The 19,273-nt window shown below is 58.5% G+C and carries 15 protein-coding genes; 4 read left to right on the forward strand and 11 right to left on the reverse strand.

The window, feature by feature from the left end:
• Positions 1–22 precede the first annotated feature (22 nt).
• The 5 genes from KTAU_RS18640 to KTAU_RS18655 all read right to left on the reverse strand — a co-directional run bounded on the left by KTAU_RS18640 (position 23) and on the right by KTAU_RS18655 (position 5,149).
• Positions 23–1,285 (reverse strand): glycosyltransferase family 2 protein, encoded by a 1,263-nt coding sequence (locus tag KTAU_RS18640; RefSeq protein ID WP_151729795.1) that lies wholly within the window; start codon positions 1,283–1,285, stop codon positions 23–25.
• Entirely contained in the window at positions 1,285–2,865 is a 1,581-nt protein-coding gene (locus tag KTAU_RS18645) for an O-antigen ligase family protein (RefSeq protein ID WP_170293424.1), read from the reverse strand. Before KTAU_RS18645 ends, KTAU_RS18640 begins: the two co-directional genes overlap by 1 nt.
• A gap of 102 nt (positions 2,866–2,967) precedes the next feature.
• Positions 2,968–3,099 (reverse strand): hypothetical protein, encoded by a 132-nt coding sequence (locus KTAU_RS22235; RefSeq protein WP_265576356.1) that lies wholly within the window; start codon positions 3,097–3,099, stop codon positions 2,968–2,970.
• A gap of 28 nt (positions 3,100–3,127) precedes the next feature.
• The gene (locus KTAU_RS18650) at positions 3,128–4,066 is read right to left on the reverse strand and encodes a CpsD/CapB family tyrosine-protein kinase (RefSeq protein WP_151729797.1); all 939 of its coding nucleotides are present in this window, start codon (positions 4,064–4,066) and stop codon (positions 3,128–3,130) included.
• A 24-nt stretch (positions 4,067–4,090) separates the two neighbouring features.
• Positions 4,091–5,149: a GumC domain-containing protein gene (locus tag KTAU_RS18655; protein WP_151729798.1), complete on the reverse strand. Its 1,059-nt coding sequence runs from the start codon at positions 5,147–5,149 to the stop codon at positions 4,091–4,093.
• Between the two features lie 518 nt (positions 5,150–5,667).
• Between KTAU_RS18655 and KTAU_RS18660 the strand changes: the two genes are divergently transcribed.
• Together KTAU_RS18660 and KTAU_RS18665 are read left to right on the forward strand one after the other, a co-directional pair.
• A complete protein-coding gene (locus KTAU_RS18660; RefSeq protein ID WP_151729799.1) occupies positions 5,668–6,225 on the forward strand; it encodes an acyltransferase in 558 nt (185 codons plus the stop codon).
• A 112-nt stretch (positions 6,226–6,337) separates the two neighbouring features.
• Positions 6,338–7,171, forward strand: a complete 834-nt coding sequence (locus KTAU_RS18665; protein WP_151729800.1) for a PIG-L deacetylase family protein — start codon at positions 6,338–6,340, stop codon at positions 7,169–7,171.
• A gap of 133 nt (positions 7,172–7,304) precedes the next feature.
• Here KTAU_RS18665 and KTAU_RS18670 read toward each other — a convergent pair whose 3' ends face one another.
• From KTAU_RS18670 to KTAU_RS18685, 4 genes are all read right to left on the reverse strand, one after another.
• The gene (locus KTAU_RS18670) at positions 7,305–8,627 is read right to left on the reverse strand and encodes a chitinase (protein ID WP_151729801.1); all 1,323 of its coding nucleotides are present in this window, start codon (positions 8,625–8,627) and stop codon (positions 7,305–7,307) included.
• Positions 8,628–8,780: 153 nt separating this feature from the next.
• Positions 8,781–11,045 carry a glycosyl hydrolase family 18 protein gene (locus KTAU_RS18675; RefSeq protein WP_151729802.1) on the reverse strand — a complete coding sequence of 755 codons (2,265 nt, stop codon included), beginning with the start codon at positions 11,043–11,045 and terminating at the stop codon, positions 8,781–8,783.
• Positions 11,046–11,511: 466 nt separating this feature from the next.
• Positions 11,512–12,723 (reverse strand): carboxylate--amine ligase, encoded by a 1,212-nt coding sequence (locus KTAU_RS18680; protein WP_151729803.1) that lies wholly within the window; start codon positions 12,721–12,723, stop codon positions 11,512–11,514.
• Positions 12,724–12,838: 115 nt separating this feature from the next.
• Complete coding sequence (locus tag KTAU_RS18685; protein ID WP_170293425.1) at positions 12,839–14,011, reverse strand: FAD-dependent oxidoreductase; 1,173 nt, start codon at positions 14,009–14,011, stop codon at positions 12,839–12,841.
• Between the two features lie 478 nt (positions 14,012–14,489).
• Here KTAU_RS18685 and KTAU_RS18690 point away from each other — a divergent pair, with 478 nt between their 5' ends.
• Positions 14,490–15,719, forward strand: a complete 1,230-nt coding sequence (locus KTAU_RS18690) for a glycosyltransferase (RefSeq protein WP_151729805.1) — start codon at positions 14,490–14,492, stop codon at positions 15,717–15,719.
• A 159-nt stretch (positions 15,720–15,878) separates the two neighbouring features.
• Entirely contained in the window at positions 15,879–16,931 is a 1,053-nt protein-coding gene (locus KTAU_RS18695; protein ID WP_151729806.1) for a lipid II:glycine glycyltransferase FemX, read from the forward strand.
• 356 nt (positions 16,932–17,287) lie between these two features.
• Here KTAU_RS18695 and KTAU_RS18700 read toward each other — a convergent pair whose 3' ends face one another.
• Together KTAU_RS18700 and KTAU_RS18705 are read right to left on the reverse strand one after the other, a co-directional pair.
• Positions 17,288–18,028, reverse strand: a complete 741-nt coding sequence (locus KTAU_RS18700) for a response regulator transcription factor (RefSeq protein ID WP_151729807.1) — start codon at positions 18,026–18,028, stop codon at positions 17,288–17,290.
• Positions 18,029–18,190: 162 nt separating this feature from the next.
• Positions 18,191–18,997, reverse strand: coding sequence for a LuxR C-terminal-related transcriptional regulator (locus tag KTAU_RS18705; protein ID WP_151729808.1), 807 nt, complete (start codon positions 18,995–18,997; stop codon positions 18,191–18,193).
• Positions 18,998–19,273: the final 276 nt, after the last annotated feature.

Consider the following 19,273-nt stretch of genomic DNA (forward strand, 5'->3'; position numbering starts at 1 on the left):
CCCTTTCAGACCGAACCACAATTCAGGCAGGCGTACGATCGGTTCTCAGCCAATCTCTTTTTTGCCTCTGTCTCTGGCGGAGCACGAGATAGACCCAGAGTTTCCAGAGCACAAATGCGGGTGCGAAGAAGAAAGCCTTATAGATCCCTTTGGGCGTCTCCAATAAAGCGAGAGGGGAGAGCACATAGAGGCTCAACCCCAGCAGCAGAAGCAGGGCTAATAGCAGAGCTAGCGGCCAGTGAAGCAGCAGACTAGCCAGGAACACCAGTGTGGTTCCAGCCAGCAGCACGGAGAGCGGTGGCGTCAGCAGCTCAGCCACCGCCTCCAGTCGGCGCCAGTCGCCGGCCTGCAGTCCAGCTCGCAGCAAGCGCGAAGCGCGCCTTAGCGCGGACGTGCTTGATTCGGCAGCCTCCCAGCGCAGATCTTGCGAGCGCATCTGTGCAAAGCGAAGTGGCATCTGAGAGCGGACGATCGCTGCGGGCACGTAGCGGACGCAGATCCCCTGCTCCACGAGATGCAGATAATACTCATAATCCTCGCCACGTGAAAAAGCCTCCCAGGGATAGCGCTCCAGCAGGGCGCGGGTCAGGCACATTCCATTGCCTGTCAGAGTCGACGACGCGCCCAGCCTGGTTCGTCCAAGGGGGCGAACGTGGTTCATCAAGGAGAGTGCCAGCCAGCGCAGGGCTGTCCCTGGGGAAGCGGAAGCATTGAGCACAGTATTACTGGCCTGCAAAGCCTGGAGACGCTCTCCGCGAGCTAGGCCGGCCTGTAGGGCCTGCTCCAGGGCACGTAAAAAAGAAGGCTCGACCACTGCATCGGCATCCAGGAATACACAGGCATCGTAGATCACGCCGTTCTCAGCCAGTTGTCTCAAGGCCCAATTCAATGCATAGCCTTTGCCGCGTCGCTGAAGGTCAAGGCGCTCGTAGACGGTGGCCCATCCTGTAGAGCGGGTCAGGCTTGCTGTGCCATCGGTGCAATTATCGGCGATCACGTAGACCTGATAGTGGCTGCGCGGATATGCAAGCCGTTGTAAGCTTGCCAGGAGTGTTCCAATCACCAGCTCCTCATTGTGGGCAGGAATCAGCACCGCAAAGTGTAATGGCTCGACTGCACTGGATTCTGGGGCCGAGGCAGTGGCCCGTTGAGAAAAGCGGGTTAGCAGGGCAGCTGCTGTCACCACAGTCAAGTAACCGATGGGTAGAGCCAACGCCAGCTCTGCCAGGAGCAGGGTCCACGAAAGCAAGGGAAGGAGTACAGCAAAGGACGTTATAAGCGTCATCAGCTGACCTCGCTCAGGACCGCGTGGGTCTGTGGAGCGGTGGGCATACTCTTCTGCGCTGCCTGCTGCGCGGAACGCCCTCGTTCCAGCGCTGGCAGGCGCATCAACAGGCCAGCCAGCAGACCCAGATAGATTACATTGCGATAGAAAAAGAGCTGATAGTCCGCGTAGGCCACCATAACTTCCATGAATGTGATGGCGATCACGTAGACAGCGATCAGACGCAAGTAGGGATCTTGGAGCTGGCGGGCGATCAGACCGCCACGCACGATCAACGAGCCTAACAAGAACCAGAAAGCAATATAACCGGCCGGCCCGAGACGCATCCAGATCCAGTAGATCGTATTATGTGGCACATACAGATAAGGGTTACCTCCGAAGTCGGGATCATCGCTAGCCAGGACCGGCAGCGGCTCAGGCTGTAGAAACTGCTTTCCGAACCCCAGTCCCAGCAATGGATTTTGCTGGACTGTGTATTTCAGATCATAGTTTTCGGCGTTGCGATAGGCGTTTGAAGCCTGGTCGCGAGTATCGGAGGCCGAGGGATCAATGACCGAGACGATCGCCCGGGCTGGCTCCGCAAGGCTCCCCGTTCCATGCGCGAAGGCGAGGACATAGCCGACGCCCAGGAGTGTGCAGATTACCAGTCCGGCCAGCAAAGGCTTACGCAGCTGTGGCTTCAAGTAAAACACAAAGGCCCAGGCGACAAGCACTCCTACAATCAAAGCAATATAGTCAGCGCGTCGCTTATTGGCGACCAGCGCGATTAGCACGACTGGCAGGACGGCCAGCGCCGCGTACAGTTGTGGTCTATAGCTATACAGAAGGCAGAAGAGGATGATGAGCAGCAAAATCGAGACGAAGAAGAAAGATTCCTCGTGCGACATAATCTCATTCTGATTCGTCAGATCGCCATGCAGCACGAAGAAATAGATATAGCAGCCTTGTAAGCCTTTGAAGCCAGCTCCGAAGATTGCAAACCACAGGAAGAGGCGGACGTGTCGCAGCTGCGAGATCAGATTATAAGCCAGCAAGTAAGAGAGGAACAGGTACCAGAGCGGTCGCACCTCCAGAACAGTGATCTTCAGATCGCCACCAGTGGTCAGGCCATGAAGGACGCCAATCGCCACACAGACCAGGAACAGGATGAAAGGCCAGAGCAAAGGGCCGCCCTCCAGGGCCGGGCGGCGCTTCGCCAGGCGGTGGCAGATGCTCATAAAAAGTGTGAACAGCATTAAAAACCCAATTGGGCGTTCAATCATCCCGGCCATATTGGGCGGCCAGTAGAAAATATTCAACTGATCGGTGCCGATATGGAACTGCAAGGGATTCTGCTCAATGAGTAGGACGCAGGCCAGGCAGAAAAAGAGGCCACTAACGGGCCAGCGCATAATCAGCAAGCCCGCAGTACAGGCGGCGAGCAAGGCCACAACGATGCTGAAGCCGAGGGAGGCGCCGGCCAGCATCAACAGAGGAAGGACGGTCAAGCCCAACATGAGAGCGACCCAGAAAGGGAGGATACCCCTCCCTTGTGGCTGGGCTACTGGTTCGTCGGGATAAGCCCTATAGATCTGTCTCAACCGTGGCGGTGATTCTGGTAAAGAAGGCATAGGCTTTCACTATCTGTTGTGCAAAGACGACGACCAAGCCGGATCCACTGCGTTCATGATCTGCTGAGCTGCTCAGAAGAAAGTGCTGTAAGTCACTAGCATAGCGATGGCCAGCAGCATGAGCAGCCGCGTTGTAGCGTTATACTTCCTGACAAAGAGGCTGAGCGCCAGGAAAAAGCCGAGCAAGATCACGATCGTTTTCATGGGTCAGATACCTTCTCTAGGGCAACTCTCACAGCAGCTGGCGTATCCAGCGCGGAATATGGCTCTCGATCTGGTTCAGCAAGATGCCCTGGACAGGAAGGTCCCTCAGCTGAGCACAGGCTTCGCTGACCAGCACCTCAGACGTCACGCCGGCGTGCACCACCAGGATCAGCGAATCGGCCAGGCTAGCCGCCAGAGCGCCGTAGCCCGAGGTCACCAGCGGCGGCAGATCAAGAATGAACAACTCCTGGGAGCTGGGCAGGCGAGAGAGAAGCTGGCGTTCAGAGAGCAGGTGGATTAACTTCATAGCCTGCCCTGCGGCATCGCCCGCAGGGATAACCGTTAGCTCGGGCGACACGCGGTAGCGAATCGCCTCCTCGCTGCACTCGCCGCGTAGCCATTCTGCCAGCCCCTGTCCACGCGGCAGGTCGAACAACTCCTGCAGGCGCGGGCGCTCCCAGGTGCATTCTAGCAACGTCACAGGCCTTCCGCTGTCGTTAGCCAGCACAGTAGCGGTCGCCAGGGCCAGAAGCGTCTTCCCCTCACCGGCGGTAGCGCTCGTAAAGCCAAGGCTGCGGATCGTCGAGTGTTCCCGGAAGAAAGTGGTGGTGCACAGCTGGCGGCAGCGCTCGCGTAGTGCTTGGGCATTGAGCAACTCGCGTGCCTTATTCTTATGACCCTTGGTAGAAGCCGCCTGCTCCTTCTGTTGGAGCTTTACCTTTGCGGGTCTAGTCGGCACGGGCGTTTCTGGCACCTTTATCTTGCTGAGTGCCTCGGTCGGCTCTTTGGAGCCTTTCGGAGGCAGACCAGGCTCGTCTGGGGCCTGTTCCTCCGTTTGAGTTGACGGAGCCAGGGCAGCGGTAACCGACTGCGAGCGGCGAGCTGGCAGCTTAACCGTATCGCTTTCCGAGTCGTGTGAGCTAGGGTGCTGCTTCTTATTATTATTGAGCTGATCATGTTCTGCCATAAGCGCTCTCCTCTCCTCAGCTAGTTAGGAAGGGACACCGTCCCTGCCGGGCAGCAGCTCGCCAGAAGCGGCTGAAGGGAGCAAGGCCGTAATACCCTCCTGTCCCAAGCGTGGAAGCTGAGCCAGCACCGGCAGCGTTGTGATTTTCTGCAAGTCGAGAGGTGTATAGACTGCGCGATTGCGGCGAACCTGGATGATTACCAGGGCGGAGCAGCTGACGAGCGCTGCCACCAGACCAATCGCGCCGCCGATCAGGAATGACTTTATCCGTGAGACTGGCTGTGTGCCCACGCTGGGGGCATCGATTACCTTAAAAAGGCTGTTGGTGCCAGTACCCTGAGCACTGATCTCCTGATTCAGGCTGGCAATCAGCGATTGCAAGTTTTCCACCGTCGCCTGGGCCTGCTTGGTCTGACTATGGAGGAGGCCGTAGGCGGGGTCGAGGGTAGCAGCGTAATCAGGGCCAGAAGTCAGTACCTGATGAGCGAGATCGGGATGATTGGTGAGATAGTGGGCCTCGGCAGCTGCGGCAGAGGCAGCGTCCTGCTGGGCCTTCACGAGCTGGCCCTGATAGCTTTGGAGCAGATACTGTGCCTCGGCGATGCTGAACTGCTGACTCTGCTGACTATAGTTGTCGATGACAGACTCTACCACCTGTTGGGCAATTTGTGCGCTTTGATTCTCATAAGTAATAGTGAACAGGTTATAGCCCACTGCGCGTACAAGTACATGCTTAGAGATCTCCGTGAAGAGGGCATCGTCACGTAAGAGAGGATCAGAGCGCGTGTGCGCGTCGAGTGTTGAGGCGAGCTGTGTTTGAGAAGCCACCTTTAAAGCGAAGGTGCGACTTTGCAGCAGCTCGCTCAGAGCCGTGGCTTGCGTTTCTGCTGGTGTTGCCTGGAGATTCGTCTCTGGCCCGGTGGCTCCGATGACCTCGTAGCGCCGCAAGGCCCAGAGTGAGGCCGTTGTTTCGTACGATCGAGGGAGAACCAACACGACTGCAATTGCTAGTGCCGGGAACATTACGAGCAGCAGAATGAGCTGCAGGGGCCGGCAAAAGATAGCTTCAAGTACACGCCCCACAAGAACAGACCTCCTTCGCTTCGCGTAGCATCAGGTAACCTCTCGTTTTTTCTGCTGGTATGTGGTCTGCTACAAGGGTACTACCGGCTCGATGGTAAAGTGGTATTCGTGTATGTGAAGATGTCGTTTCTGCTGGGGGTTCGATGTGTACATCGCGCTACCGGCGAGCTGAGATAGAGGCTGATGAAGGTTGGGGTGCTGTTCGTCTACTCTGCTCTAAGAAAAAGACTCGTTCTTTACCAGATTCGCAATCTTGTCACTACAAAGGCATGCTATAACCCGAATAGACCAGGAGCGAGCCAATCGTCGGAGGACTTCTCGCATGACCAGCGTGGCTCGCTGCCAGGAAGACAGCTATGGCCTGAGTTGCTGATCGCTCTGGGCCAATGGGGAGGGCGCAGAGCGGATGGTCGTGATCTGTATGCCTGCTGGTGAGCCTGCTCCAAGATCACCCGCGTTCCACTCTCGGTGTGGGGGGGTCGACTCCTGTCCCTGGCCGCGCTGCCGGAGGTGCTCAAATGAGGGATGCCATCCGTGAGTTGCTCAAATATCTCACCAATCAGGTTATCAATTATATTCCTTCTTATACACTACGCTATGCCTGGTATCGCGCGGTGCTGGGGTGGGAGATCGGTCCGCAAGTAACGATCCTTTCTGGCGTGCGTATTCAGATGGCAGGCCTGCGTGGCCGGGGGCGTCGCGTTGTGATTGGCAAAGGATCGGTGATTAACTATGGCTGTCTGCTCTATGTAACAGGGGGACTGATGATCGGCGAGCATGTCAGTCTCTCGCCGGGGGTCTGGCTGATCACTGGTTCGCATGATATCAACGATCCAGAGCACAAAGATATCTACAAGCCGATTGTAATAGGAAGCTATGCCTTCCTGGGAGCGCGGGCGACGGTCCTGGCAGGTGTGACCATCGGCGAAGGAGCCGTCGTTATGGCGGGCGCAGTCGTGACCCATGATGTTCCTCCCTATACAATCGTGGGCGGCGTGCCTGCGCGCGTGGTCGGAGAGCGCCAGCTGCGCAATCCTTCCTATTCTCTGGCTCATTTTCATCCTCTGTTTGGTTAACACCCCTGTTAGGCTGGCGGCAAGGGATTGGATTGATCTGTCTCGATTCCTTCCCTCGCTGTGCCAACTAGCTCAGGAAGCCGCTTGGTCGTGAGCTGAAAGGAGTTTAGGGTTGCTTGTCTCTGCTATGGACGATGTTGGTCCAGAGTATCAGCATGTCTATCTTTCACCACACTTCGATGATGCTGTCTATTCTTGTGGTGGAACTATTGCCTTACAAACGCTTCAAAAGGAATATTCACTGGTTGTAACTGTATTCGCTGGCCTTCCAGGACCCGATTTAAAGCTAAGCTCCTTTGCGCGACGCATCCAGCGCACGATGAGCAGTCACCAGCAGGCATTTAGTCTGGTGGAGCTTCGTCGCCAGGAAGACCAGCGAGCCTGCTCCTCGCTGCAGGCCGATTGCCTCTGGTTAGATTATCTCGACGCCATCTATCGCGGCTCTCCTGCTCTCTATCGCTGGAAACGGGCTATCGGCGGACGTATGCGTCAGGTCGATGCCTGGATTGTCGAAGATTTACTTCACCTTTGTCTGGCTCTCCATCGTCGCCTCCCCTCGCTCCACTGGTATGCGCCCTTGGGCGTTGGAGGCCATGTCGATCATCGTGTTGTTTCTGCCGCTGCCTTCCGGCTTCTCGTATATGGAGCTAATGTTGCCTTCTATGAGGATTTCCCCTATGTCCTGCATCCCACTGCTCTCAAGAAGCGCCTGCAGGAGCTGGGGTTCATGATGCAGCCTCAGCTAGTGGAGATCTCGGATACGCTGGCTTTGCGCCAGCAGGCTGCCAGCCTCTATGCCTCGCAGGTGCGCATCAACTTTGGCACGGCGGCAACGCTTTATCAAAGCATCGAATGTTACAGTAGCCAGATCAGTCCGAAGCAGGGGGCGCATGTGGAGCGTTTCTGGCGACCGGCTCTGCAGAGTGACTGCCCGCATCCCCACTAGTAAAACGACTGGCGGAGGGTGAGACATCTCCGCCAGTCGCCTCCAATCGCGGAGCGGAGTTAGAGGAAACCTGCACAGACCTCCTTTGATCTTGCTGGGTGTTAAGAGGGGGTGGAGGGTAATGGTTCGTTCGCTAGCAGGGACCCAGCTGGACCCAGACGCCGGCTGGACCGCCCGGCACGTCGTTGTATGTCCACCACTTGGCCTGCCAGAGATAGCCGTTATAGGTCACTTTGCTGCCCCCGCTATAAGCCGTGGTAGGACTCCACGGGGCAATGCCTGCGCAGCTGCTGCCAGTTGAGGGTGTAGGCGTCGGCGAGGGAGTGAGAGTCGGGGCAGGTGTGGCGGTGGGCGTTGGCGTTGATGGCGTTGACGAAGGAACTACTGTAGGAGTCGCTGTGCTCGTCTGAGCGAATTGGGTAACGATGCGGGTGAAGTCCCAGTCGTTCTGAGGCACGCTACTACAGGTGGCCGAGAGGTTCCCGTTGTTATCTGGCGGCGTGCACTGGCGATCGCGGTTTACCGACCAGAAAGTAAAGCGGGCCAGGTGATTGCTCTCGACGAAGCTAAGCACCGTCTGGAAATCGGACTGATAGAAGTACTCGCCACTATCGGTGCGCCCATTCATAGAAGAGATGCCCTCATGGGCGTAGGCAGTCGCGCTATCCCAGCCAAAGGTGTTCATTAGCATGGTGTGGAAGCTCTGCAAAGCGCTGATTTGGCTGCTGGCACCGCTGAAGCCTCCGTCAAAGGGCATGATGGAGTAGCTGCTCGGAGTGTAGCCGAGGCTGCGCGCGGTCGTGAGCAGCTGCTGTCCAAAGTAGCCAGTCCCCGAGGTGGTTCCCGGGAGGGTGATAGTGATTAGAAGGCCGGGGTTGTTTGCCTGCAGAATCTGAGCGGCTCCCAGCTCGTTGTTGATAGCGCTGGCGTTCTCGTACTCCGGTTCTTCCAGGTCGAGGTCAATCGCACGCAGGCCGTACTTGCTAATGACTGCTTGCTCTGCAGCGGCGGTAGCCTGGGCGGTACCACAGACCTGTCCCAGTTTCGTGCCATTATAGCCGCCGAAAGAGACCACCACATCCCCGCCGGCTGCTCGCACAGCATTGATAATAGGGCCAACCTGGGTATCGGTTGAGACATCGATCAAGCCGCTGTCGGCCTCCCAGGCAGGTGTACAGCTGTTGTCTGCCACAATGAAGGCCAGTGTAAAGACGCGTGCGCCAGTCGCGGCCATAACAGTAGTAAGGGACGGTGGGTTATTGGCGAGGGGCATGACGTAAGGAGCCGCATTGTACCAGGCCGTCCCTGGAGACGCGGCAGCTTGGGCTGGCCGCTGCTGGTACTGGAGGCTGAAGGCTACCGCTGCAAGGCAGACTACAAGGAAAGCGACAGAGACGAGCAGCAAGGCTCTTCGGGTTGGCGGTCCACTTGTGCAGGAAGTTCTCAGAGGCAGCATATCTTAGCTCCTTTGCTTGCTAGTGCTAGTGATTGTGGAGGGCCATAAGGAGAAGTCAGGGTGAGGGAGGAGAGTGACAGAACAGTCTAAGACCTGGACAAGGCTGTGCTGCCTGCTCTCGCTCCCCCTTTGCTCGTGGTCTCGCGTTGCAGCCTATTGAAGGGAGACGTCGTCTACATAGACGTTGCCCTGCAGGTACCAGCCATGCACGTAGATGGTGACACTGGTGGTCGAGGAGCCAGTTGTGAAGGAAACCGAAAGCAGCGTGTAGCTACTGCTGCTGGTCCAGTTGCTCGCTCCACCGCTGATGCCCAGGTAGGCATAAGGACCATCCACGTAGGCGCTCAGCGTATAGGTATGATTCGGTTGGACGCTGATCGTCTGAGTGCACTGGCCTGTTGTAGAACTCGTCGGAGTGATCTGCAGCGCGTAAGAGCCGCTGTGAACAGGCGAGGTAACAACCTGATCACCTGAGTCGCAGCTCCAGGGTGCCAGTGAGCCACTCTCAAAGCCGGGGTTCGCGACCAGGTTGCCTCCGGACGGAGGAGAGGTCGGTGTTGGGCTAGGGGTAGGAGTAGCCGTCGGCGCTGATGTGGGCGTTGGCGTAGGCGTGGGAGTACTGGTCGGTATGGGCGTCGGGGTCGCTGTCGGGGTTGGTGTGGGTGTTGGTGTCGGACCAGGGTTCGAGGTGCCTCCCAGACCATTGACGATGGCGTTCAGCAGCGTATCGGCTGTGTCCTCATCTTCCAGGGAGAACATCATGGCACCGGCCAGGCCCTTGTTCTTGATGTAGGTCGTTTTCGCTGCGATCGACTGCGGCGTATCGCCGGTGTAGAAGTTCGTGCCGTCGTAGATCCAGGAAGCCTGCGTGGTCGAATCGAAGAAGTTGTCACTCGCGTTACTCGTCAGGCCAGCGGCGGCCAGCTCCTTGTAGAAAGCGACACCGGGGGTCTGACTGTAGGAGAAAGACGGTGAAGGGCCAGTAGCAGACTGGTAGAGGCCATGCGTATTGCCAGCGGGTACGCCTGTCCATCCACGGTAGTAGAAGGGGAAGCCCATCACCAGCTTGCTGGCGGGAAAGCCGCCAGGGATACTGTAGGCTGACAGTCCGCTTGTCCAGGCCTGGATGGACGTATCAATATTATATTTGGCCTGACCGGGGGGGATAGGAGCCGAGGGATCTTGGGGCGACCCATAGAGCGGATCCTGGAAATTCGTTGGGCCGCTGCTCTCCCAGGCTCCGTGCATGTCATAAGTCATGACATCGGCGTAATCCAGGTAATTCCCGATCTGATCGGTCTGGATCTGCATAATCTTATCCTGTCCCGAAGGGACAGCCGCTGTTAGCGTGAAATGCTTGCCAATGCTGGCCCCATAGGCGTCCAGCTCGTTGCGGAACTCCTGGAGCAGGAGCGTGAAGTTAGCTTTATCCTGGGGGCCATAGTGGTTGCCAACATGCCCGAGGACACCGGGGTACTCCCAGTCAATGTCGAAGCCATCGAAGATTCCGGCAGCGGAGGCAGGACCGCCCGAGGGATCACCGCTGATGCCCGTGGGCAAGTTCCCCTTAAGGAACATATCGATGCAGGAGCTAACGAACTTCTGGCGTGAGGAGGCCGTTGCCGCCACATCGGAGAAGTACTTTGAATAGGTCCAGCCGCCGATGGAGAGCAGAATCTTCAGATTGGGATATTTGACCTTCAGCTCACGGAGCTGGTTGAAGTTGCCCTTGATCGGCTGACTGTAAGAGTCCGAGCTGCCGTCAACGGAGTTAGCGCTGCTATAGCTCTTCTGATAGTCCGCAAAGGCATCGCCTGCCCCATCGCCGGCGTTGGGGTCGTTCTCATTGCTGGAGTCTGCCGCCTTGATCGCCTCAAAGCAGGTCAGATTCGTGGGGTCGATGTTCTCGAAAGCGTAGATAATCATGGTCAGGCGTGAGGCTGCTCCCGAGGTATCGACGGTTGAGGGATAGTAAGCGTTGCCGTAAATGCTCCACTGGTCGAAGTAGGCAATTTTCTGATAAGTGGGAGTGCTGGCTGCCTGAGTGGAGGCGGTAATGGGGTCGCTGGGAGCCGAGGTATTGCCGTCCTTGTCGTAAGCTTGAACGGTGAAGGTGTAGCTCGTCGAGGGCAGCAGCGAGCTGATGGTCACAGCCGTACCCATCGAGGTGGCAACGATATTGCTGCCGTTATAGACGTAGTAGGCTGGCACGTCGCCAGTACCGGAATTGTCAGTGGAGGGTGACCAGGCCAGGGTGATCGCTTGCGGACCGGTGGCAACTACATGGACATTGGTTGGTGTGGTAATCACCGTGGCCCCACGCACCTGGAGCGGATGAGAGTAGAGCAGAGCGGCCAGGCCCGAGCAGAGCAGAGCCACCGCTATTCCAAGCTGCAAGAGTCTTTCCTGTCGTCTCATGGTTTCTCCTTGCTAACATTCCTTGCTAGCAGTCTCGGCTGGGAGGACCCTGGCAAAGACACGCGGCAGCCGACCAACCGCGTGCTGAGCGTCGCGCGTGCGGATCTGGACAGGGCTATGTAGGGCTGCCTGAAAGCGAGCAGAGCAGCCCTTTCGCCACTCTCTCCTCCTTTCTTCTCGAACTCAGGCAGGTCAGGGCCGGCCTCTGTCCACAAATGGCCCGAAGACATGTGTCGCAGTGTGCAAGCCCTGTCTCAGCGGAAGTCCTCAGTGCTTGTCTTCCACCTGTGGCGCGTTCGCGTCGGTTGTGGACAACGAGGCCAGACTGCTACCTGCCGCGAAGAGATCCCGGCAGGCCCCGGAGGCCGGTTGATCTCCTCATATGGAGTGTACCCATTTATGGTGTATATGTCAAGATGTATAGACCAGATAGATTGGAGGGGGAAGAGGGTGGTGGAGGGATGCTTTAGCGTGCTGGGGGGGCTGCCTCTTGAGGGAGGGTGGAGGGAGGGCAGGGAGCGGAGTGAGTAGTCTGGAAGCGACTGACGCGCAGCAAGGCGACGAGCAAATCGCCGACGGCGGGCAAAGGATCGGTCAAAGAGAAGACGGAGAAGGTGGTAGGGCCGACCAGTGAACGGAGATAAGCAAGGGGGCTGGAGAGGCCAGCGCGTATCTCCTGGAGACCGGCGGGCAGGTCGGTCAAGAGGCGCAGCCAGCGAACGCCATAGCGGATAGGGCCGGGGTGATCGCCAGCTTGGCCGATAGCCTGGCAATACTGCAGGTAGGGCAGGTCCAGGCCGCAGGCCACGCAGAGCGTGTGCCAGCCCCAGGGGCGCAGATTGATATCGAGCAGCTTATAGCGGTCATCGCGAGGGTCAAGCTTAAACTCGACCTCGACCATGCCGTTTGCGCCCATGAAGTGGAGCAGCTTCTCGGCCAAAGGGTAGAGAGCCGGGACCTTGACAGCCTCTACGAAGCTAGAGCCAAGGCCGTAGTCGATTGGATATTGGCGGCGGCGGCGGGCGGTCAAGGCGTAGAGCAGCTGGCCGTTCTCACAGAAAGCGCCCAGCGAATACTGAAGCTGGCCTCCACCGGGGATAAGCTCCTGAAGCAAGATCTCATCGGCCTCCAGGACTGTGCGGGCCTGGCGATAGGCGCTGAGCAGCTCAGCGTGGCTTCGGGCTTCCAGAGCCTTGAGGCGCAACGTATATTGCAGGTGGACCGAGATGGCCGGCTTCACGATCACAGGAAACTGGAGATCGAGGTCTGCCAGGGCCTGCTCATCGGCGGGGTACCAGGTGCGTGGTGTCGGGACATCCAGCTCCTGGGCCATGCGGTAAGTCAAGCGTTTATCGAGGGCCCAGCGAGCCACCTCCCAGGGTGGAGTTGTGAGCCGGTAAAGGCGAGCCAGTTCCGTATGGTGGCGGCTAATCAGCTCGACGGCCTCATCCTGCATAGGGAAAAGGACGGCGCCCTGCAGACTGCTGGCGGGTTCAGAGGAAAGCAAGAATGTCAGCAGCGCCTCATCGCCGAGGGAGCCGGGCCAGCGAATACGCTGGCGCGTATAGCGTGAGAACCACGCAGAGCGTGGCACGGCATCGAGTACTGTGCAGGCGATGCCTCGGCGGCCCAAGCGGCGCGCGACTCCCAGAGCTTTGAAATCGCTTCCCAGGATCAAGACAGGGGGGAGTCTCTTCTCTCCCCCCTCAACAGATCTACCAGGCATCAGCGTACCTACCGACCGAGAATAGCGCGGTGGCCAGCTTCAAGAAAGGCAAGGCACTCAGCCGAAGCTAAGCGAAGCGGCGGTCGCGCTGGACGCAGCGCAAGATCTGGCGAGCGGGGATCTTCGCCCCAGCCACGAAACGGCAGATTGGTCCGAAACTGTGGTTGGCCAGCGCGCCAGCGAAGTGGAGGCGAGGCACTGACGACTCGAACCACTCGTTGAGCACGGGATAGCCATCGCGGGCCAGGATCTGCGCCCGCAAAGCCTCGTCAAGGTAAGTCAGCTTATGAATATTCGGACGATAGCCAGTCCCCAGGAACAGGTGGTCGACCAGGCGTGTACTTCCGTCACTCAGCGTCAGCTCCAGGCGCTCGCCGCAAGGAACGGCCTTCACGACTTCCGCCGTATCTGTGATACGGACATGGCCCTCTACCCGTGGGCGCAGCCACTCTGCCCCTGCTGGTCGGACGGCGCGACGGTCGAGGGCATAGCGCGTCTTCTCTGGGAAGAGACGGAAGAGCAGTGGCGAGGCGACCAGCCAGTTGAGGCCCGGGGGTCCGACATCGCTGGGGGGGTAGAAGATACGGCGAGCGGGACCGGTGCGGTGGTAAAGCGCGCGGTTAATCCAGATCACCGGACCGCGAGCAATCAGCTCCACGCTGGCACCGGCCTCGTGGAGCAGGGCGGCGCACTCGAGGGCGCTCTGGCCGCGTCCAACGATAGCCACCTCGCGATTCGCAAAGCTGGAGAAATCGCGGTGGGCCTGCGTATGGGAAGCCAGCTCGGGCGGCAGGTGACGCGCGAACTCAGGCACGTAGCAAAACGGGGCGATCCCGCTGGCGACCACAACGCGCCTCGCTTTCAGAGAGCGGCCATCTGCCAGCTCAAGCACGAATGTTTCACCATCGCGGACCAGCCTGGTGATATACGTCGGGTCTACATCGGGAACCGCCTGACGCTGGAACCAGCAGCAATAACTCAGAAAAAGCGTGATTGGCAGCGGCTCCTGGCGTGGCGTGCTGGTAGCGGTGCAGTAGCGATCCAGACTATAGCGATCATCCGGATCGAAGAGCGTCGAGGCGCTCCAGACTGACTTCAGGTGAAAGCCAGTGGGCATTTGCTGCCAAAACTCCATTGTACGACCAAAGACCAGGGCGGGCTGAGCGCGCCCCTTCAGATAAGCGCCGATCGAAAGCCCGTATGGTCCAGCGCCGATGACGACTGTGGTATCGTTGCTCACGCAAGCACCCTCCCTCTCTCGCAGCTGATCGCCGCCGGCCACCAGTCAATGCGGCCTGCTGGCGAGTGCAGTCTTACTGTCTTTGACAGCATACTGCTTGTGCGTTGGGAAGCGATGTTTCTTCTGGTGAAGAAGATGTCGTGATAGCGAGAAGGGTTATGTGAATTGGTAGAGATAGCAAGCGTTCCCCTTTCGATTGTGAATATGCACTTCCTGGCCTCTTCAGGAACACATTCTTGACCGAAAGGTCAACCGTTCCGCGATCAGCAGGCGCTATGCTTACTGACTGGGCAGGTTCCTTAGCTGATAAGCAACAACAATGAAAGGGTTGCGGTTGCAGCGACCCCCGTGCCGAGCGTCTGCGTCTCCATGCGCTCGGTGGCAATGGCAACCAGCCTGGAAGGAGTAGCTACCTGGAGGAGCCAGTGCGCCTTGCCTATAGCGCTGGCAGGCAACGCCGAGCGAGAGAGGTACCTTGATGAAGCTATTGGCGGTGATCCCTTATATTCCTGCTCCAACCTGGGGAGGTGGAGCACGCAGCTTCTATGTTTTAGAGGCGCTGGCGAGCAAGTATCCTGTTTCGCTTATCGCGCTGAGCCGTGGAGAGAAGTCGCAAGGAGCAGTGAGCTGCGGGCCGCTGCTAGAGCGGTTGCAGAGTGTCAATCTGGTCGCGTCCCCGGCCTCACACTGGCGCCGCTGGCGGCAGGCGCTTCATGTGGTGCGGGGAGAATCAAGTGCCATCGCTGACCGTTGTCCGCCTGGTTTACAGGACGCGCTTGATCGTGCCCTGGCCACTGATGCTTATCAGGCGGTCTATGTTGATGGCGCTCTCACCGCAGCTGGCCTGCGTCTTCCTGCTTCTCTGCCTTTGCTCATTTTGCAGCATAACCTTGAGCATGAACTACTCTATCGCACCTATCTCACTGAGAGAAGCTGGTTACGCAGATGGTATAACGGGCGTGAGTATCGCCTGGTCAAGCCACGCGAGCTGGCTTGCTGTCAGCGGGCGGCTGCTGTCTTGGTAGCCAGCGAGCGCGAGCGTCAACTCTTGCAAGAGCTGCTCCCACAGGCTCGTGTGGGAGTCGTTCCCAATGGCGTGGATCTCTCCTTCTTTGCTCCTCCCTCTACGGACGAGGAGGAGGGGCAGCGGATCGTCTTCACCGGCTCGCTAGACTATTATCCCAATGAGCAGGCCGTTCTCGGCTTTGCGCGTCAGTGCTGGCCGCTCATCCGTGAACGGATGCCTGCGGTTGAGTGGTGGATTGTGGGGCGCAATCCGCCCCGCTCGGTACAGCGGCTGGCCAGACTGCCGGGGGTGACAGTCACTGGTACAGTGCCCGATGTGCGTCCCTATCTCGCTCGTGCCAGTGTTGTCGTGGTGCCGTTGCGCATCGGCAGCGGGACACGGCTCAAGATTCTAGAGGCGCTGGCAATGAAGAGGGCAGTGGTCTCAACGACATTAGGGGCTGAAGGCCTGGCCGTGGCCTCTGGTCGCCATCTGTTGCTCGCCGACACCCCCGATGACTTTGTGAGAGCAGTGCTCTTGCTCTTGGAAGATGCCAGGCGCCGGCAGGCATTAGCTGAGGCTGGCAGACGACTGGTGGAGCAGGCCTATTCCTGGGAGCGCTGCCAAGAGCGTCTGGCGACCCTCCTGGCTGAGGAGGAGCTTCTGGAGAGAAGGCCGCTCTTCCGCAGCTCGCTTCTCTAGCCAGAGCAAGGCCAGTGAGGGTGCCTTTGTTTGCTGCACGCTTGCTGATGGCTGGATGCATGGCCAGAGATCAAAGTGGGCTCGCACCCATCCCGCTGACTGGTGGCAGTGGGGGCAGTGGAAAAGATAGCTACCAGGCTAGCACGGCTAGGAGCAGTAATGATGACGCAGGCAACGCTCTCTCTTTCGCAGACATGGTCGCCGGCCTTGGCGCAGGAGGCCAGTGAGACCTTTTATCTCATGCCAGAGTGGCTGGAGTTGATTAGTCGCCTCTATGGCTACAAACTGCTGCCCTTGGGGCTGCGCAATGAGGCTGGTCAACTCTGTGGCTTTTTGCCTCTCTGTCTCGTGCAGAACCGTCCGCGAAGCCGACGTTTAGTGGCCTTCCCTTTTTCGGATTACTGCCCGCTCCTGGCTGACAGCGCGGAGCATGCCCAGGAACTGCTTGATCAGGCGCTGGCCCTGACTGCGGACCAGAGGGCGGACTGCTTAGAGCTGCGCTGTGGCCCCAGTGAGTTGCTACAGGTAGACAGTCGCTTTGTGACCAGCGATCTCTATGTGCGTTGGCTGCTCCCACTAGCGAAGGAGGCCCAGATGATGTGGTCCCAGCTGCGTAAGCCAGTGCAGCGCCAAGTACGCAAGGCCGCCCAGTTAGGGGTTCAGGTGCGCCTGGCAGAGCGCCGCGAGGAGATGCTGCGCTATTATCAGCTCCATCTGCGCACGCGCTGTAAGAAACATGGGTTGCCGGCTCAGCCGCGGCGTTTCTTTCTGGAACTGTGGGAGACTTTTGCGCGCAGCGGACGGTTGCGGCTATGGCTGGCGGAGTATGAGGGGCAGCCGATCGCTGGCATGATCTTCCTGGCAGCGGGTGGAACGCTGCGCTATGCCTATGGGGCTTCGCACGAAGGCTATCTGCAGCTGGCGCCCAATAATCTGTTGATGTGGCAGGCAATTGAGCAGGCGTGTAACGAGGGATTCAGGGTGCTGGACCTCGGGCGCACAGCCTGTGCGAATCAGGGCTTGATGGAGTTTAAGCGTCGCTGGGGAGCTGAGAAGGTGCCGCTGCCCTATTATTATTACCCGCGCCAGGCCGGCCCGGTTAGTACCTCGGAGGAGAGCCGTGTCTATCGTCTATTGACGAGCTGCTGGCGGGTACTGCCGCTCCAGGTGAGTGGTCCTCTCGGAGGGCTGCTCTATCGCTACCTGGGATAGGGGGCAGGGACAGGACGCTACGGGTCCCAAAGCCCAGGCAAAGATAGTGACCGCACAGGCGTCCTGCGATCACGTGACGGTGAGACGAGAGGGGCAAGCAGAGGAGCTGGACAGGAAAGATCTCTTTCGATCTATCTCTTTGCTCCCCTGCCTGCCCGGCTGATGCTGAGCGTTCCCTGCCGGCTCGTGGGTCGAGTCGCTAGTGTCCCCCTGATCCCTGGCCCCCTGGCCGTGAGATCAGCGAGCTTCGAGGCGCAGCTGGCGGGTGAGCCGCCACGCAACTGGCCCGGCTCGTGCGAGACGGGAAAGCGGGGGTGAGTGTCTCTGGCCAGACAAGGGCGGGGCACCTGGCCGGCTTAGCCAGAGGCTCGTTGTGTGTGCCCAGGAGAGCTAGCCGGGACCTCGGCCTTGTCTGGGTGGCGTACTAATGTGTAGCCAACACCTGGTACGGTTAGAATGTAGCGCGGATTAGCCGGGTCTGGCTCGATTTTCTGCCGGAGATGGTGGATATGGGCTTTGATCAGGCTGGCATCCCCGTCGTTCCCATAACCCCAGATGTGGGCCACAATCTGCCCTGCTGTACAGACATTATTGGCATTGACTCCTAAAAGATGCAGTAGCTTGCTCTCAGTGGGAGTGAGATGCACCGTTTTACCAGAGATGCGCGCCTCGTTGTGGAGCGAGTCGATGGAGAGAGGGCCAACGGTGATGACAGCTGGAGGGCGTAAGAGGAGGGTTGACCGCCCGCGCCGGCTGACAGCTCGGATGCGTGCCAGGAGCTGGGCCGGGAAGAAAGGCTTGCGCAGATAATCATCCGCACCTCCCTCCAGGCACTGGACCTCATCGTGGACGTCCCGCTCTTGTGAGATGACCAGCACAAGGGCATCGTGCCGCGTACGCATCTCGCGGCACATGGCGAGAGCATCGGTGTCTTTGAGAGCCGTATCCAGAATCACCAGGTCTGGTTTGTGCTCTTCCCACTCACGGCGTGCCTGCTCACCGGAATAAGCGCGTCGCACCTCATGCCCCAGCGTCTTTAACCAGCCTGTCAACATTTCAACAAGATCACGGTCTTCATCAACAATAAGCAATTTCATCAAAATACCCCATTCTCATAGCTGCCGATACTCTACCGGATTTCGTATAGTAGAAGATTCTGCCTTCCGGGAACGCTTGACTCCCTAGTATTAAAACACAATGACCTACAGGTTTACAACTCCTCAAGTGAAGTATTCTGAAAAGCAGGAACTTGTCAATAATTACTGCTCATCCTCTACTTGAGGTCCCTCAAATGAGGTATGGGAGGCTGCTTGCGTGCGATTGCTGGCCCCGAGCTTGCGCAGAATATGCTGGACATGCTTCCCTACTGTGTAGGGAGAGATCGAGAGTCGGGCGGCGATCTGCTTATTGCTCAAGCCGAGTCGCAGGAGGCGAAGAATTTTCTGCTCCTGCTCGGTCAGGTGAGGCAGGGCCGCCGGCCTGCGAGATTCTGCGGAAGCTGGCTCGGAACGGTGCTGTGGAGAACCAGCCTGAGTCTGATCCATAGCGATTGCCGGGCCAGTGGAGGAGGTGGTCGCAGACAAGGTAGCGGCCAGGCGGTAACACTCCCAGGTCAGCAGGCGGATAGCTGCGCTGGCCACAGGGGGGGTCAGCGCCAGCTCGCCCTTGCGCAGTCCTTCCAGACAGGCAAGCACCTGGTGACCAGGGGTATCCTTGGTCAGGTAGCCACTGGCGCCGTTGAGCAAGGAGCGCAGGAGCAATTCGTCGTTGATACGGGAGGCGAGCAGAACCACGTGAGGAGGCGAGGGTGCTTCATTCAGGCGGCGTGTCAGTTCGATGCAATCGCCATCTGCCAACATGCAATCGATGAGAACCGTATCCACGGTGGTCGTCGCTACGATCTCCAGCAGAGCGGTGCAAGAATTAACCTCCGCGAGCACTTCGAACCCCTCACTAGTTGCCAGCAGGCTGTGTAGCCCGCGGCAGAAGATATCAGCTTCATGGGCGATGACTACGCGCTGAGTCCTCCTGTAAAAAGACAACTGCTGTCTTTCTTGAGACGGCATACGCTCATCCTTTTCCTCATGGCTCTAGTCAATGCCATTTCGTTAACCCCCTAAGTATGGACGTAGTAGATCGAAGTTTTTTACAGATGAAGTAGCTGGTGAGTATTCTTGCTGACTTAAGAACCAGGAGCGCCAGACGATACCAGCGTGTCGCACTTCCCGCAGTTCTACGAGACTGCCTGGGTGAGTGATCATCTGAAGTGCTGGCCAGGAAAAACGTGCCTGTTGTATGCTGGCACGTCTCGGCTTGTGCTGTCTGGGTTGGCTCTCTCTTTC

Origin of the sequence: Thermogemmatispora aurantia (genome assembly GCF_008974285.1) — a bacterium.
Classification (GTDB): domain Bacteria; phylum Chloroflexota; class Ktedonobacteria; order Ktedonobacterales; family Ktedonobacteraceae; genus Thermogemmatispora; species Thermogemmatispora aurantia.